Below are 15,149 nucleotides of genomic sequence, written 5' to 3'. Positions count from 1 at the left end.
GGGGTCAAACGGGGCACTAGAACCTTTCGTAACCGTGCTTGCAGTTACTAAAACAGTTACTAGTTCCGTCGTAAGATGGGGTTTCCCGAAAATTTAAGGGATTTTGGTCAAACTAACTATGACCAAACTACTGAATTCAATGAGGAATTTATGCTTGGATGGTGCGAGTGAAGGGACTCGAACCCCCACGCATTGCTGCACCAGATCCTAAATCTGGCGTGTCTACCAATTCCACCACACTCGCATTGGACTGTCTAAGTTATGATACCTGCCAAACCTTGTCCAGTGGTTTTGAATCCGGAGCATTGATTGCCTTTTATGTTTCTGGGAGATATTCTGAAAAGTAAAATTAGGAGATCAAATTATGCAGAAAATTGCTCCATCAGAACGGAGTCTGCAACGGGCAAAAGTGATGTGGGATCAGTCCAATGATGATTTGCGAACTGCTCAAGATCTACAAAATTCCAACCCAGAACTAAGCTGCCTGCAGAGCGTGCAAGCGGCGATCAACGCACTCAGTTCTCTGCTTGAAGCTCAAGGTTTTTTCCAACTGCCTTCGTATTCTGCAGTGGAATTACTGGATCTCTGTGTCCAGCAGAATGCCAATGAATTGGAATCCACTCGCTCAGCCTGTTATGTTTTGGACAGTTCTTTAGAACGTGACATTTTTGGCAATACTCAACAAAAAAACATCCGCTTCACTCCTCCCTACGCAAAAACTTGTCAGGGAGCCGCACGACAGATTAATGAGTCGGTTCGACGCTATCTAAAAATCAACCGGGATCTCTTTTTCACCCCATGAAAAGATTCTGGTCAACGGCAATCACCTCATGCTGCAACAAATTGAAGATCGATTGAGAGGGCATCATCCCCCTACCAACGAACTCGTTACGAACAGAGCCTCTGTTTTAATTCCCCTCAGTCTGCAGCGGGGTGAACCTTCCTTACTATTGACAAGGCGATCTGCCAAGCTCCGAAGCTTTTCAGGACATGTGTCTTTTCCGGGAGGCAAAAGAGATCAGGAAGACAAATCAGATTATTGTACTTCTATCAGGGAGAGCCGTGAGGAGGTTGGGCTAGAACAAGAACAGATTCGTTTTGTAGGGGAACTGGAGCAGATGCTCTCACCTCATGGATGTCTTGTATCACCTTTCGTTGCAAGAATACCAGATCAATTTGAGCCAAAGATCAATGAGGCTGAAATCGAGAGTTGCTTCTGGGTCCCAATCTCATTGTTTTTAGACCCTACACAGCATCAACTTCGACAACACCTTGAGAAGCGTCCGTATCCGCACTTCACACACCACTTCCAATTCAAGGACTATCACATCTGGGGTATGACTGCGCTGATGATTCTTCGCTTGCTGGAACTGGGCCTCGGACACCAATCGATTCATCCCTTACATCATCCACGAGCCCCACATTGGATTGTGGCAGCTCAGAATCATCGAGAGTCTTCTCTCAATCCGTCGGTTGCATAGCTTCTCGAAGAGCCATTTCCCAGCTAGGATTGACCGATATAGGCTTTGACGTTTGTGAGGGGCTCTGCAGATTCTTTGGACGTTGACTCAATTGCACATAATCCCTCACCTGCAGAGCAGATTCCAAGAGCCGAAATTCTAAATTCCAATCTTGACGCATATATTCTCCATGTCCAAGGTGGCTTGGCAAAGTTTTTTGGCCATGGCAAAATTATCGGTAATTTTTTTGAAAACTTGCGTCGTCTTTTGATTTACTGACTTCATCAATGGAAATTCCTGCTCTTTCAGAGTTTCATTTCCTCAGAGTAGAGTTGCTCTGGTTGCTACCTCTTTGGGGGGTAATATTGTGGTTTCTTCCAAAAATCCAAAGTTCCCAGATTGATTGGGTGCAATGGATCTCTCCTCCTCTCCAGCGCTTGTTCGTTGTATCCTCCCAAATCAGCCAACATCGAAAAAAACAGCTTCAAGTTGGCTTTGCTCTGATCTGGATTCTAGGCACTCTTGCCCTGGCTGGACCAGCTTGGGAACGCCTTCCTCAACCACTGATGGTTCGTGATCAGGCTCGAGTAATTCTGCTTGATCTTTCCTATTCGATGCTTGCAACAGATTTACAACCAAATAGATTGGAACGGGCACGATACAAGATTGAGGATCTCCTAACCCGATTTCAGGAAGGCCAAACAGCAATTGTGTTGTACGCAGGTGATGCCCATACGCTAGTCCCCTTGACTGAGGATGTAGAGACAATCCGCACTTTATTGCCCTCTCTTCATCCCAGCCTGATGCCTGTTCGTGGGAGTCAGCCAGACCTAGCCTTTGAAAAAGTGATTGAAATGCTCAATCAAGTTGATATCCCAAATAGCCACTTGGTTTGGATCACTGATGGGATCGATGATCAGCAAATCAAGCCCCTTCAAAACCTTTTGTCATCACAGAGGCACAAACTCACTGTCCTTGCAGTCGGAACTCCGAGTGGAGCACCTATCGTTTTGGAAAAAGGCAATTATCTGAAGGACACCAACAATAACATTGTCATACCTCAACTGGACTTATCCCCCTTGAAAGCGGTTGCTGAAGCCCTTGGTGGTCAGGTTCTGCCTGTGCAGTATGACGATAGTGACCTGGACCGGTTAGTTGCATTTGAAGAAAAGGATCAGGGATTTCAGGAACAAGAGGAGGAACTCTCGACCGATCGCTGGAGAGAAGAAGGACCATGGTTGTTTGTTTTATTGTTACCGTTGGTAGCTATGATCTTCCGGAGAGGATGGCTTTTTGTGCTTGTCCTGACAAGTTGGCCGTCATTGAGTCAAGCATGGGAGTGGAGAGAGCTTTTCATCAATGACAATCAACGTGCCTACGAGCTTTTGGAAGAAGGTCAAGCCGCTGAAGCAGCACAGACTTTTGATGACTCCACGTGGCAAGGAATCGCTGCCTACAAGGCTCAGGAATATGAAGAAGCACTGCAATATTGGTCAAATGAAGAAAGTCCAATAACGTCCTACAATCGAGGGAACGCACTTGCAAGGAATGGAAAATTTCCTGAGGCCCTTGAAGCGTATGATCAGGCTTTAGCTGCTAAACCAGACTGGGAGGATGCCCAATTCAATAGAGATCTAGTTGCAAATCTACTTGATTCACAACAAAAGCAATCTCAGGAAGACAAGTCATCCGGAGGCAATCCAAACCGACAAGAAGAAGGCGAAGAAGATTCGCAGGAACAGACTGATCAGGCTGCATCCTCAGGAGACCCACCTGAACAAAATCAGCTGCCAGAAAACAATGACACAGCGAATGGAGACTCTACGCAAAACAATCAACAGTCGGCCGAACAAGCCCCAAAACCTGATGATAGCCAAGGATCAGAAGATTCTACAGGACAGCCAAGTGAACAAAAATCTGATCAAGGTAATACAGGTTCAGCTAGTGACAAAGAGACTACTGATTCCGAGAATCAAGAGAAAACCGGACAGAAAGATCTACTGACTCCCGAAGAAGGAAATGAAAGTGAGAAAGAAGAGCAATCAGATCAAGCTGCAGCTTATCTCAAAGGAAATGAGAAAGAAGAGCAGCAACAAACACTTCAACAATGGCTTCGAAAAGTTCCTGATGATCCCGGACAACTACTTCGAAACAAGATGCGCTTGGAGAGTCTTCGTAGAAGACAGGCTTCGGAACTAAATCACGAAACAAATTTTTGGTAAAAATATGCGTTGGTTGCTTGGTTTATTCCTGCTGATGATGTTCAGCCATCAACCCTTGTTTGCGGCCCTGAGTTCATGGGTTCAAGGGGATGTGTTTGTGCAAGGAGAAGCCTTTCAACTGATTGTTGAGGCTGAAGAAGATGGAGATTTACAGATCCCAGAAATGGATGGACTAAAAATCCTGAGTCGAAGCACTCAAAGCCAAACGTCCATCATCAATGGTAGTATTTCCAAAGCACATCGCTGGATTTTTACTATTTTGCCAAACCAGGCTGGAGTCCTCAGAATTCCTCCCTTTCAACTGGGGAACGAACAGACAGAGGAAATCCAACTGGAGATCGCTGATCGCAAGAGTCACCAAATGGCTCTGCCAATTGAGATAGTCGCCCGAGTCGAACCACGACAAGTCTATCCGCAACAGCAGCTGGTTTTGGAAATTCGCCTAGAACGAGGAATTCCAGTTGAAAACGAGAGCCTGACACCACCTGACCTACCCAACGTCCCTTTCAAATTGCTGGATCAGCAAAATGAACAGCAAGTACTCAATGGCCGCCGACTTAACATCACTACTCTACGATACGCAATCTTTCCCCAAGTAAGTGGGACTCTAGAAATCCCGGTCTTAACTTATCAAGGAGAAGCGATTCTAGCTTCTAAAGGGCAAAGCCTGTTTCAGGGTCTGAATCGGCATCTTGGAGCAAAAACCCAACGAGTAGTCCTGCAAACACCCTCTCAACAAGTTCGAGTTATTCCGGTCCCAAGGGATACACAAGGATGGTGGCTGCCAGCTCAGGAAATGGTGCTCCAAGAACAATGGGATCCCAACCCACCTGTCTTTCGTGTTGGGGATTCAGTTTCTCGGCAGATTCGATTGCGGGCAACTGGGCTACTTGGAGAGCAACTACCTGAGTGGAGCATGAGCAAGCGAGACTCACTCAAGATCTATTCTGATCCAGCGGAAGTGAAAACAAGCAATGACAACCACTGGGTCACCGGTGAACGATTCCAAAGTTTTGCTCTGGTTCCAACAAAACCAGGGAAAATAAAGCTACCTGCTATCGAAATCAATTGGTGGAACTTACAAACCAACCAATCCCAAGTTGCACGACTACCGGAACGGACTATTGAAATTTTGCCTGCTGCCCTTGCACCAACCCAGCTCCAACCCCTTGATACAACGGTGACGACGCCAATGATGGAGCGCTTAGCGACGGAAGAGATGAATTCTGATAGTTGGCTTTGGCAATCGATCAGTGCTGCTCTACTGGTACTTTGGACTGGGACAATAGGCCTCTGGTTCTGGACTTCAAAAACCCAATCAGCCAAGCCAAACAATGCACCTAAGGCCTTGCAGGAGGAATCACCAACAATTCGTCAAGCCTACCGGGATGCTTTGGATGCGTTGCGAAGTGGGAATGCCCTCCGCAGTAGAAGTGCGCTCATGAGTTGGCTTCGTTCGTGGCATCCTTCGCCTAACCCTAGCTGGACTGATCTCTACAGAGAATTTCCTGATGCTCAAACCATTTTGAAAGACTTGGATCGTTACTGTTATGGAAAAGATTCTCGTCACTGGGATCCTTCAGGCTTGCTAAATTGGCTCTGTGAGCTTCCAGCAGACCCCATAAAAAAAGAACCGCTCAACACACCTGAATCTGAACGCCTTTGGTGGCGCAAGTCCGCATGAGCAGCGCGCTACTATTCAGTGGAGTTGTTGGATTACTCGTTCTACAACGCTTTTGGGAACTCAAGCGGAGTCAGCAAAACATCAAAATTTTGCTGGAAAATGGTGGTGAGGAGTTTTTTCCGAGACATTATCCAGTGATGGTTGCTCTACATAGTGGCTGGATACTATCGATGCTCTCGGAAGTTTGGTTCCTGGAGAGGGAATTTTCATGGATTCTCGCTGGGCCATCAATGATTTTTGTTATTATCGGTCAGGGCCTTCGCTATCATGCCATTTTGACTTTAGGAAAACACTGGAACACTAAAATTGTTCTGGTTCCTGGGAAAGAAGCTCTTCGCAGTGGCCTCTATCACTACTTTCGTCATCCCAACTACCTTGGTGTAGTCTTGGAGATCGCTTTTTTCCCTTTGTTGCATTCTGCAATCTGGACCTCCATGTTCTTCTCAATTGCCAACGCCATTCTTCTCTTTCATCGAATTCGTTGTGAAGAAAAAGCCTTGACGGACTATTGTGCTTATCAACAGGTCTTCAAAGATTGATTTTATGTATTCCTGTTGCTGTAACCGCCGAAAATTGCTGAAGAGAAGCCTTCAATCTATCTCACTCTTGGCATTGGGTTCTTGCCAGAAAAGCAGTTCTTTGGTCTCACCGATAGATCTGAGGGCTCAGGAATCGTCCAAAATACAGGCGGACACTCTGCAAGTTCTGGCTTTACGTGGAATAGCCCAGACACAAAAACTATTGGAGGTTGGTGATCAGATATTCAGTGGTGAGGTCCTCAAATTAGATCAGGACAGTGAAATGATTCTGGGGGCTCCAGACCAAAGCGCCTTCCAACTTAACAGCTACGCTAAAGCACAACTGGTTCTTGAGAAGAAAGGTGGACAAATCAACTTGGAAAGGGGAAGTGTCACAGCTGCCATCACTCAGAAAAGAAATCGGAAGTACCGACTTCGAATGCCTGCGCTTCAGGTAGGTGTGAAAGGAACTGTATTCCATGCAGAAGCTGATTGGCTTGGTGAACCTAATCAATCGTACTTTTGTCTATGTTATGGGCAGGTTGATTTGCAAGGGAGTAATGGGGAAGCACTAATGCCTCTATCCGCAAGCTACCACACTGCATTGTTCGGTAGAGGTGATGAGCATAATACAGAAATTCAGCCTTTGGACTTGGTCACCAATCACGATGATCTAGGTATCAAACGCATCATCGAATTGGGCAACGTTCCTCATGAAATGAGCTGGTTACGTTTGTAGCCAAATTGTTTTGGGACTGACTGAATTTCACCCAAATGGCTGCTGTTGAGTGATGCAATGAATACCTCCGCCACCATGAATCAGGTTCGAGATGGGAACTGGAATGACTCTTCGATTTGGAAATAAGCTTTTTAATCGTTCTAGAGCGGCCTCATCTTCTGTTGAGTATCCAAATGCTGGACAGATCACCGCACCATTGGCTAGATAAAAATTCAAATAGGATTGACTCAGCCGATCTCCATTCCTTCGAAAGGCTGCAGGCGGCTGATTGATTGTAAAGACCTCTAGCGACCGCCCATTTGCGTCCGTTGCCAACCGAAGGCGCCGCAAGTTGTCTTTGAGAGGTTCATAGTTTGGATCTTGGGAATCTTCGCAGTTAAGAGCCAAAACGACCCCTTCATTTACAAAGCAAGCAAGATTATCCACATGTCCTTTTGTTTCATCATCTTGCAGTCCCTCTCCAAGCCAGATGGTTTTAGAAGTTCCTAAAAATTCTGATAGCAATCCTTCAATTTCCAGTCGGGTCTTACCAGAATTTCGGCTTAGTAGGCACTGTTCTGTGGTAAGCAAAGTCCCTCTCCCATCCACATGAATGCTGCCTCCCTCCAAAACCAAAGGACCAATCAAACGGGAAATTTCCTCACTCTCCAGAATCTGTTTTGCCAAAGTTTGATCATTAGCGAATTCGGGATCTGAAACAGGTGAACCATCTTCTTGAAGAGGAAGACTTCCGTAGGCATTGAAGTACCAATCAACTCCCGCCAATTCATGAAGTTCATTTAAAACAAAGCTAGGTCCAGAATCTCTCGTCCAAGAGTCACTGAGTTCGAATTTGACAAGCTGCACGGCAGGGCCACAAAGCTTAGTGGCTTCCTCAAAATCTGCCTCTCTCACGAGTAATTTGACGTTTTCAGCACTGGCAATGCTCTGTGCGACTGCTGCCACATCTCTCTTTGCTTCGTCAAACCTGCCATGAAACGTTGCCTCTCTGCATGGCCAAGCGATCCAACAACACTGATGAAGGGCCCATTCAGCAGGCATGCGCCAACCGTGTTCTAATTTCATTTAAAGGATTTGATTAGGAGTGAAGGAAGAAAAGCAGGAATTTCGGTTGTGAGGATCGCGGAAGCAAGTGATGTCAGATCTCTGCGGGCCACTCACTAAGATGGTAATCAGCTGTTAGTAACCGTAGCTCACGAGGGTTATTAAGCTCAGCGACTGCAACAGTGGTCACCCCAGCCATGTTGCCTGCTAGCACATCAATCGAAGCGTTTCCAAAGAAAACAGCTGCTTCAGGACTCATGTCGCACATCTCCAGGACTTGGTTCAGCATATGTGGAGAAGGTTTTTGATGAGCCCATGCATATTGGTCGGAGCAATAGACGTGTTCTTGAAAGTAATCAGCTAGCCCAACTCTAGTTAATTTCTGAGTTTGTAGTTCAATCAACCCATTTGTGATCAGTGCCAACTGACGGCCTTCTTCGCGAAGACGTTCGAGAATACTAAATATGTTCGGAGCGGGTTGGAGTACTTGCCAATAGTTCTCTCGGTTTGTCCTACAGAGTTCTTCTCCAAAAGGATGGGGCTTGATCAACTCCCCAGTAACTTCAATAGCAAATGCTTGCCAATACTCCTGATCTGCAGTGGTTCCATAGAGTAACGTAAAACCTCGGAGGGTCTCTATCCATTCCTCTACAGTTTTACCTGTCAAACTCTGATGCTGAAGAGTTTTGCGCCAACTTGCCCGTATCGCTGCACGAGTCATGAGTAAGGTATCATCGAGGTCGAAAAGATAGAGTTGATAACCCAACCAGTCGAAGTTCATCTCTTGACCAACACTCATTTTGAGTTAACCGCATTGGCAGCCAATGGCTTCAGATTTTCGTATCGCCAGCGATGCCAGGGAGTTTTGAAATCTGCTGCCCAGCGATTCAACAAACGCCCATTCCAGTTGGTGATTAACTTAGACAGTGCCTGTGTCTCTTCCTCATACTCGTTAAGCTGATAATTTAGACGAGCCTGATACAAGGTTTCACCCGACTGAAAATCCAACAGCTTCAATCGCATCAAGAATTGACGTTTCCCAGGACAATCTTTGCTACATGAATAATCCTCCAGTTGTAGCAGAAACAGGAGATTTGCATCCAAATCTTCCTGAAGAGGGAGGGCCAGATCTCGATCGGCTATTCCTGTCAAAGCGAGAGTCGTTGTGAAGCGTTGTAGACGTACCGCAAGATTCGATTCGGGCACTCGAGCTGCTGGTGCATCCTTAGCAAAAAAAGCCTGATTTACCTCTTGGTGATTCTGAATTTGCTGCCTGGCGGTATTCAGCATTCCATCCCAAACATTCTGTGGAACATTATCTGCCGCCTTAAATCCTATGATAGCTACCCGTTCATTTCGATAATCAAAAAAGTTGTTTTTGCCGGTGATCACCGGCAGCTGGCAACCATAAAGGCAGAGCAGTGTGAGGCCAATAATGTGGATGAAACGCATTATTTAGAAAGTGTATTTGAGGTAACTGGGGTGAGTAAACGAAAATAGTCTGATTAACACAGAGGGTTTCAGCTTGATGTTCGATCTAATTTTTCTTGATAATAATTTTTTTTACAATCTTATTTTTAAACAGCATTTTCTAATCGTTGAAAGGTTTACACCATGTTGAGCGAAGAGATCAGTGGCCGAATCGTCAGCCTCTCGGAGCGCTTGGGCAAGCTAGAAGGGTATCTTTGAAGTCCCTGTCAAAACTGAACATCTGAAAGAACTAGAAGGTCGCTCCTCACGAGGTGACTTCTGGGAATTACCTGCCGAAGAACGTACTACCTTATTGAAAGAAGCTTCGCAGTTGGGCGATTTGCTTGAAAATCTCAACAAGATGCGCCAACTCCAAGATGATTTAGAGGCCGCTGCAGAACTTTATCGTGAGGAAGAAGACACCGATCTTCTTCAGGAAATCCAGACAAACCTCATAAACCTGCAACAAAAGCTCGATAGTCTCGAAATCTTTAGCCTGTTCAGTGGGGAGAACGATGACAAAGACGCCATCGTCAATATTCATCCTGGAGCCGGAGGTACTGAATCTACAGATTGGGCTTCCATGCTATACAATATGTACCTTCGCTGGGCAAACGATCATGATTATTCTGTGGAAGTGATGGATTATCAGCCAGGCGAGGAGGCAGGCTTAAAATCAGCAACTTTTGCTGTGAAAGGAGTTCATGCCTACGGACGTTTGCGTGCAGAGATTGGGGTTCATCGACTCGTAAGAATTTCCCCTTTTGATGCTAACAAGCGAAGGCACACGTCATTTGCTTCCGTATTTGTCTATGCTGACATCGATGAAGAAATTGAGATTGATATCAGGACTGATGATTTAAAGATAGACACCTATCGGGCAAGTGGGGCTGGTGGGCAGCATGTGAACACCACAGACAGTGCTGTGCGCATTACGCACCTCCCAACTGGAATCGTTGTCCAGTGCCAAAATGAACGCTCGCAACACAAGAACCGCTCTTCTGCAATGAAAATCCTCAAAGCTCGACTTTATGAGCGTGAGCAAGCTCTGCTCAATGCAGAAAAAGATGAGCAAAATAGCCAAAAGCAAGACATTGCCTGGGGTAGCCAAATTCGAAGTTACGTGCTGCATCCATACCAGATGGTCAAAGATCATCGAACTGGCTATGAGAAGGGAAACTCGGAAGCTGTTCTGAATGGTGATTTAGACGGCTTTATCAAGGCAGCACTTTCCCAGAAAGTCTGCTGACTGAACAACTTAAATGAGTACTTAATTATGGCATCCAGTTACTCCTTTGATGTGGTCTGCCAAGTTGATCTTCAAGAAGTGACAAATGCAGTTGATCAAGCTAAACGGGAGATCACTACTCGCTATGACTTCCGTGGTTCCACTGCAGAAATTGATCTGGATAAAGAAGAACCGAGTCTACAATTGACTGCTGAAGATGAGTATAAATTGCAGGCAGTGACTGACATCCTTTTGACCAAGATGCTTAAGCGTAACGTGCCCGTCAAAAGCCTCGTCTACGGAAAGACCGAACCTACTGGAAAAGTCCTGAAGAAGAAGATTTCAATTCAACAGGGCCTCTCCAAGGACCAATGCAAAAGTATTAATCAGCAAATCAAGAACTTGAAAGTGAAAGTCCAACCCCAAGTGAACGGGGATTTGGTTCGTGTGACTGGCAAGAGCAAAGATGATTTACAGGTGGTCATCCAAGGATTGAAGGATGCCGATTTTGACTTTGATATGCAGTTTATCAACTACCGTTGAATCGGCTTGACAAAAATGGCGTTTTACAGGTAAAATGAAATGTTTTTGCCTATTATTTGCGGAATGATTGGGGAGAACTCCCTGCACGGATGCCGCGCTTTTCAACCTCAACCGGTCGTGCATCGGCAAACACTTCCGTTTCCTTAAACTGAGGCTACTTCGTGACCGAATCAATCTCCACTTCTACTGAACTTGAACCAATCGTTTTCTTTGAGGAAAGCGAAGACTTTGACCTGCTTTACGATGAGACCCTTGTTGGCATCAGCGAACAAGAAATCATCACCGGTGTTGTCACTACTATCGGCAAGGATTACGTAACTGTCGACATCGGCTTCAAATCAGATTGTCTGATCCCTACCGAAGAATTCCTGAACTCCGAAGGCACCCTTACAGCCAACATTGGTGACCAGGTCGAAGTTTATGTTGAGGCCTTGGAAGAAGACGATGGCATCACGAGCATCTCCAAAACAAAAGCTGAGAAACTCAGAGTCTGGGAGAAAATTGGCAAAATTTACGAAGAAGATGGAATCGTTACCGGCGCAATCATCAACCGAATTAAGGGCGGTCTATCCGTCGATATCGGTGTCAAGGCATTCTTGCCAGGTTCACAGGTAGATCTTCGCCCAGTTCGCAACTTGGACAAACTTCTGGGTGAGTCCTTTGACTTCAAAATTCTCAAGTTTAACCAGAAGCGTGGTAACATTGTCCTCTCTCGAAGAGCATTGCTGGAAATCGATCGAGAAGAGAAGCGCAAGAAGACCCTCGAAATTCTGCATGAAGGCGCAAATATTCTTGGTGTCGTCAAGAACATTACCGACTACGGTGTCTTCGTTGATTTGGGTGGAGTAGATGGATTGTTGCACATCACGGATATGACTTGGGGACGTATCGTTCACCCCTCTGAGATGTTCAGCATTGGAGACGAAGTTGAAGTACTGGTTCTGAAGTACAACCCAGATGAGCAGAAAGTATCCTTAGGACTGAAGCAGAAGACTCAGAATCCTTGGGAATCAGTTTCCGAGAACTATTCTGCGGGAACTAAAATTACAGGACGCATTGTCAGCCTTACGGATTATGGTGCCTTTATTGAGTTGGAGCCAGGTGTAGAGGGCTTGATTCACGTCTCCGAAATGTCCTGGACCAAGAAAATTCGCCATCCCTCCAAAGTGGTGCAACTTGGTCAAGAGGTCGATGCTGTGGTCAAGGAAATCGACGTGGAACGCAAGCGCATCTCTCTGTCCATGAAAGAGGCTGAACCGAATCCTTGGCGACTAGCTTTAGACCGATACCCCATCGGATCAGTCGTCACTGGTCGAGTGAGAAACATTACAGACTTCGGCATCTTTGTTGGACTCGATGAGGGCATTGATGGCCTCGTCCATGTATCCGATATCTCATGGGCTCAGCGCCAAAGAAAGCCTTCTGAGATTGCTCGAAAAGGTGAGGAAATTGAGGTTAAGGTCCTAAATATAGATGTTGAACAAGAGCGACTTTCATTGGGAATCAAGCAATTGACTGAAGATCCCTGGAGAAATCTGGACGATCACTTCCCCCTGAATCAAGAGGTAGTCGGACGAGTAGTGAATATCACTGATTTCGGTATCTTCGTGGAAGTGCTTGAAGGAGTAGAGGGACTGGTCCACATCTCAGAAATTGATGGCAGCGTCCCCAAGAATAAAATCAATGATTTCTATCCAGTTGATACAGAGGTGCGGGCTCGTGTGATCAAGATCGATCCAGAGGAAAGACGGCTGGGCCTGAGTATCATCGAGGTGAAGAATGCTCACTTCACTGGAGAAGGAGCCGTTGAAGAAGATGAGGAAACGAACGAAGAAGAAACCGCCTGAAAACCATGAGCTTGACGGATGGCTTCTGCGGAAGCTGTCCTCAGCCATTGACCTGCCTTACACAATCTCCTACGCTAGAATCTGGATAATTTTTCTTATTCCAGTAGATCCTGACACCATCCCAATAAACTCTTTTCAAGAGGTCCTATGCGTCTTCTGTTCAGCGCCTTCTTCCTTTGGGCATCAATAACCAACGTATCGGCAGCAAATCTGTTTGAACTAACCGCCCCTGACATCGACGGCTCTAATCTGCCCCTCAGTGAATTCAAAGGCAAGGTGGTACTGATCGTCAACACTGCTTCTCGATGCGGATTTACTCCTCAATACGAGGCGATGGAGGAAATCTTTCAGAAATACCGCAATCAAGGATTTGTAGTCCTAGGTTTCCCAAGCAATGATTTCCATCAGGAATTGTCCAGCAATGAGGAAATCAAGGACTTCTGTGAGGGCTACAGAATCAGCTTCCCCTTATTTGCTAGTTCTTCTGTGACGGGATTGAACAAACAGCCCGTTTATGAGTTTTTGACCAATTCATCTGCCTACCAAGCAATGCGTGGGGAAGTACGCTGGAACTTTGAGAAGTTCCTCGTCGACAGGAAAGGGCAGGTCAGTGCTCGTTATCCTTCGACAGTCTCACCGAATCATCCACAACTTCTGAATGATGTTGAAAAGTTGCTCTAACACTTTTGGCAACCACTAAATATTCGCTTCAAACAGCACTCCTATGGAAGTTTCACGAAAGTCAATTTGGGGTTGGGCGCTTTATGATTGGGCTAACTCCGTATTTGCTACGACTGTGATTGCGGGGTTTTTTCCTATCTTTTTTAAGCAATTTTGGAGTGCTGGAGCAGATGTCAGTGTCAGTACAGCTCAGCTTGGTTTTGCGAATTCTTTATCTAGCTTACTGATTGCTCTGACTGCACCCATCCTAGGAGCGATTGCTGATCAAGGTCGTCTTAAGAAGCCATTGCTCGCAGTGTTCACCTATCTCGGGGTGTTCATGAGTGCTGGGCTTTATTTTATTGAGCAGGGTCAGTGGGAATGGGCTGTATTGGTCTACGTTTTTGGCTCCTTTGGATTTGCCGGTGGGAACATTTTTTATGATGCGATGCTCGCAGACTTGGTTCCCGATGATCAACTCGACCGTATTTCAAGCTTTGGCTATGCCCTCGGCTATCTGGGTGGTGGGCTACTTTTTCTGATCAACGTCTTAATGACACTTCAGCCTGATTGGTTTGGATTAGCAGGTCCTGCCGAAGCCGTGAGGCTGTCTTTTCTAACAGTAGCCGTGTGGTGGGGTGGATTCAGCGTTTTCACGCTACTCTGGGTTCCCGAAGTCAGCCAAGGGACTCCAGCGAAGAGGAGTTCAATTCTTGCTGGATTTCAACAACTTGCTGAAACCTTCCGTAAAATAAGGCATCTACGAACACTTTTCCTGTTCTTGGCAGCCTACTGGTTTTACATTGACGGGGTGGGTACTGTGATTCGAATGGCTGTCGACTATGGCCTCTCAATCGGTTTTTCATCGAGTAATTTAATCACAGCCTTGCTATTGGTGCAGTTCATAGGCTTTCCAGCAGCACTTTTTTTTGGCCGACTGGGTACACGTTGGGACTGTCGCAAATCAATCTTAGTTGGAATTGGCATTTATCTGATAGTAACCATCTGGGGTACTCAAATGAAGAGTCAATTTGAGTTCTATGGGCTCGCTGTCCTAATTGGAATTGCTCAAGGGGGAGTTCAAGCGCTCAGTCGATCGTTTTACGCTCGTCTCATTCCAAAAAATCAAACTGCAGAGTACTTCGGCTTTTATAACATGCTCGGAAAGTTTGCTGCCATCATAGGGCCTTTGCTAATGGGTATGACTGCTCTGATGGCTAAAGGATGGCTTTTAGGAGACAGTCCCTCAGCAGCAGAACTCGAATCTGTTGGGCAAGAAGCAGCTCGCTGGAGCATTGCTTCCATCTCCATTCTTTTCTTGATTGGAGGGGCGTTACTTTGGAAAGTTGATGAAGAGCAAGGTAGAAGAGAGGCCCGAATTCTGGAACGGCATGACTGAAAGTCTCCTATTTTGCTTCCCAGTGACCGTCTACTATGAAGATACGGATATAACTGGGGTGGTCTATCATGCGAACTATCTAAAATATTGTGAAAGAGCGCGTTCGGAGATTCTAGGAGCAGAACGCCTCTACCAAATTCATCAGCAGGAAAATCTCTCTTTCGTGGTCTACCGAGCGGAGATGAATTTCCGATGTGGCGCCGTTTTGGGAGATCGCCTAGAAGTGCAAACACAACCCACCCTGACCAGCCCCTATCGTGTTCAATTTCTACAAAACATTATACGCTCCTCTAATCAACAACTTCTTGTCAAAGCAGTGATTGAGTTGGTTTGCA

General features: G+C 46.0%; 16 protein-coding genes and 1 tRNA gene. 12 read left to right on the top strand and 5 right to left on the bottom strand.

Annotation, left to right across the window (positions count from 1 at the left end; translation table 11 throughout):
• Positions 1–159 precede the first annotated feature (159 nt).
• Positions 160–244, bottom strand: a tRNA-Leu gene (locus tag P8O70_14440).
• Positions 245–364: 120 nt separating this feature from the next.
• Between P8O70_14440 and P8O70_14435 the strand changes: the two genes are divergently transcribed.
• On the top strand, positions 365–802 hold the full coding sequence (locus P8O70_14435; protein MDG2198049.1) for a hypothetical protein: 438 nt from the start codon (positions 365–367) through the stop codon (positions 800–802).
• Positions 803–830: 28 nt separating this feature from the next.
• Positions 831–1,481 carry a CoA pyrophosphatase gene (locus tag P8O70_14430; GenBank protein MDG2198048.1) on the top strand — a complete coding sequence of 217 codons (651 nt, stop codon included), beginning with the start codon at positions 831–833 and terminating at the stop codon, positions 1,479–1,481.
• On the opposite strand, the gene P8O70_14425 is transcribed toward P8O70_14430, so the two are convergent.
• Positions 1,462–1,641: a hypothetical protein gene (locus tag P8O70_14425; protein MDG2198047.1), complete on the bottom strand. Its 180-nt coding sequence runs from the start codon at positions 1,639–1,641 to the stop codon at positions 1,462–1,464. The genes P8O70_14430 and P8O70_14425 overlap by 20 nt on opposite strands.
• A 106-nt stretch (positions 1,642–1,747) precedes the next feature.
• Between P8O70_14425 and P8O70_14420 the strand changes: the two genes are divergently transcribed.
• The 4 genes from P8O70_14420 (at position 1,748) to P8O70_14405 (ending at position 6,623) form a co-directional block, all read left to right on the top strand.
• Positions 1,748–3,682 carry a VWA domain-containing protein gene (locus P8O70_14420; GenBank protein MDG2198046.1) on the top strand — a complete coding sequence of 645 codons (1,935 nt, stop codon included), beginning with the start codon at positions 1,748–1,750 and terminating at the stop codon, positions 3,680–3,682.
• 4 nt (positions 3,683–3,686) lie between these two features.
• Positions 3,687–5,366 (top strand): BatD family protein, encoded by a 1,680-nt coding sequence (locus tag P8O70_14415; GenBank protein MDG2198045.1) that lies wholly within the window; start codon positions 3,687–3,689, stop codon positions 5,364–5,366.
• On the top strand, positions 5,363–5,905 hold the full coding sequence (locus P8O70_14410; GenBank protein MDG2198044.1) for an isoprenylcysteine carboxylmethyltransferase family protein: 543 nt from the start codon (positions 5,363–5,365) through the stop codon (positions 5,903–5,905). The genes P8O70_14415 and P8O70_14410 overlap by 4 nt, the downstream gene beginning before the upstream one ends.
• Before the next feature lie 100 nt (positions 5,906–6,005).
• The gene (locus P8O70_14405) at positions 6,006–6,623 is read left to right on the top strand and encodes a FecR domain-containing protein (GenBank protein MDG2198043.1); all 618 of its coding nucleotides are present in this window, start codon (positions 6,006–6,008) and stop codon (positions 6,621–6,623) included.
• A gap of 27 nt (positions 6,624–6,650) precedes the next feature.
• Here the strand turns inward: P8O70_14405 and P8O70_14400 are convergent, their stop codons facing one another.
• The 3 genes from P8O70_14400 to P8O70_14390 form a co-directional block, all read right to left on the bottom strand.
• Positions 6,651–7,688, bottom strand: a complete 1,038-nt coding sequence (locus P8O70_14400) for an agmatine deiminase family protein (GenBank protein MDG2198042.1) — start codon at positions 7,686–7,688, stop codon at positions 6,651–6,653.
• Positions 7,689–7,761: 73 nt separating this feature from the next.
• Positions 7,762–8,466: an HAD hydrolase-like protein gene (locus tag P8O70_14395; GenBank protein ID MDG2198041.1), complete on the bottom strand. Its 705-nt coding sequence runs from the start codon at positions 8,464–8,466 to the stop codon at positions 7,762–7,764.
• Positions 8,463–9,119 carry a hypothetical protein gene (locus P8O70_14390; GenBank protein ID MDG2198040.1) on the bottom strand — a complete coding sequence of 219 codons (657 nt, stop codon included), beginning with the start codon at positions 9,117–9,119 and terminating at the stop codon, positions 8,463–8,465. The genes P8O70_14395 and P8O70_14390 overlap by 4 nt, the downstream gene beginning before the upstream one ends.
• Before the next feature lie 162 nt (positions 9,120–9,281).
• Between P8O70_14390 and prfB the strand changes: the two genes are divergently transcribed.
• The 6 genes from prfB to P8O70_14360 all read left to right on the top strand — a co-directional run.
• A protein-coding gene (gene prfB / locus P8O70_14385) for a peptide chain release factor 2 (GenBank protein MDG2198039.1) occupies positions 9,282–10,386 on the top strand; the annotation gives its coding sequence in 2 pieces (ribosomal slippage) (positions 9,282–9,353 and positions 9,355–10,386; 1,104 coding nt in all).
• Between the two features lie 27 nt (positions 10,387–10,413).
• Positions 10,414–10,908 (top strand): YajQ family cyclic di-GMP-binding protein, encoded by a 495-nt coding sequence (locus tag P8O70_14380; GenBank protein ID MDG2198038.1) that lies wholly within the window; start codon positions 10,414–10,416, stop codon positions 10,906–10,908.
• Positions 10,909–11,069: 161 nt separating this feature from the next.
• Positions 11,070–12,755 (top strand): 30S ribosomal protein S1, encoded by a 1,686-nt coding sequence (locus P8O70_14375; GenBank protein ID MDG2198037.1) that lies wholly within the window; start codon positions 11,070–11,072, stop codon positions 12,753–12,755.
• Between the two features lie 147 nt (positions 12,756–12,902).
• The gene (locus P8O70_14370; protein MDG2198036.1) at positions 12,903–13,436 is read left to right on the top strand and encodes a glutathione peroxidase; all 534 of its coding nucleotides are present in this window, start codon (positions 12,903–12,905) and stop codon (positions 13,434–13,436) included.
• A gap of 43 nt (positions 13,437–13,479) precedes the next feature.
• A complete protein-coding gene (locus tag P8O70_14365; protein ID MDG2198035.1) occupies positions 13,480–14,814 on the top strand; it encodes an MFS transporter in 1,335 nt (444 codons plus the stop codon).
• Positions 14,807–15,149 (top strand): YbgC/FadM family acyl-CoA thioesterase (locus P8O70_14360; GenBank protein ID MDG2198034.1); only part of this gene is annotated, 343 nt, incomplete at its 3' end. The genes P8O70_14365 and P8O70_14360, both read left to right, overlap by 8 nt.

The organism is SAR324 cluster bacterium, assembly GCA_029245725.1.
Lineage (GTDB): Bacteria > SAR324 > SAR324 > SAR324 > NAC60-12 > JCVI-SCAAA005.
The sequence above is the reverse complement of the archived record's forward strand: the minus strand, read 5'-3'. Positions and strand labels throughout refer to the sequence as shown.

Coding starts and splice junctions, on each gene's coding strand:
- P8O70_14435 (MDG2198049.1), top strand. CDS start 365: ATGCAGAAAATTGCTCCATCAGAACGGAGTCTGCAACGGGCAAAAGTG.
- P8O70_14430 (MDG2198048.1), top strand. CDS start 831: ATGCTGCAACAAATTGAAGATCGATTGAGAGGGCATCATCCCCCTACC.
- P8O70_14425 (MDG2198047.1), bottom strand. CDS start 1,641: ATGCGTCAAGATTGGAATTTAGAATTTCGGCTCTTGGAATCTGCTCTG.
- P8O70_14420 (MDG2198046.1), top strand. CDS start 1,748: ATGGAAATTCCTGCTCTTTCAGAGTTTCATTTCCTCAGAGTAGAGTTG.
- P8O70_14415 (MDG2198045.1), top strand. CDS start 3,687: ATGCGTTGGTTGCTTGGTTTATTCCTGCTGATGATGTTCAGCCATCAA.
- P8O70_14410 (MDG2198044.1), top strand. CDS start 5,363: ATGAGCAGCGCGCTACTATTCAGTGGAGTTGTTGGATTACTCGTTCTA.
- P8O70_14400 (MDG2198042.1), bottom strand. CDS start 7,688: ATGAAATTAGAACACGGTTGGCGCATGCCTGCTGAATGGGCCCTTCAT.
- P8O70_14395 (MDG2198041.1), bottom strand. CDS start 8,466: ATGAGTGTTGGTCAAGAGATGAACTTCGACTGGTTGGGTTATCAACTC.
- P8O70_14390 (MDG2198040.1), bottom strand. CDS start 9,119: ATGCGTTTCATCCACATTATTGGCCTCACACTGCTCTGCCTTTATGGT.
- P8O70_14380 (MDG2198038.1), top strand. CDS start 10,414: ATGGCATCCAGTTACTCCTTTGATGTGGTCTGCCAAGTTGATCTTCAA.
- P8O70_14370 (MDG2198036.1), top strand. CDS start 12,903: ATGCGTCTTCTGTTCAGCGCCTTCTTCCTTTGGGCATCAATAACCAAC.
- P8O70_14365 (MDG2198035.1), top strand. CDS start 13,480: ATGGAAGTTTCACGAAAGTCAATTTGGGGTTGGGCGCTTTATGATTGG.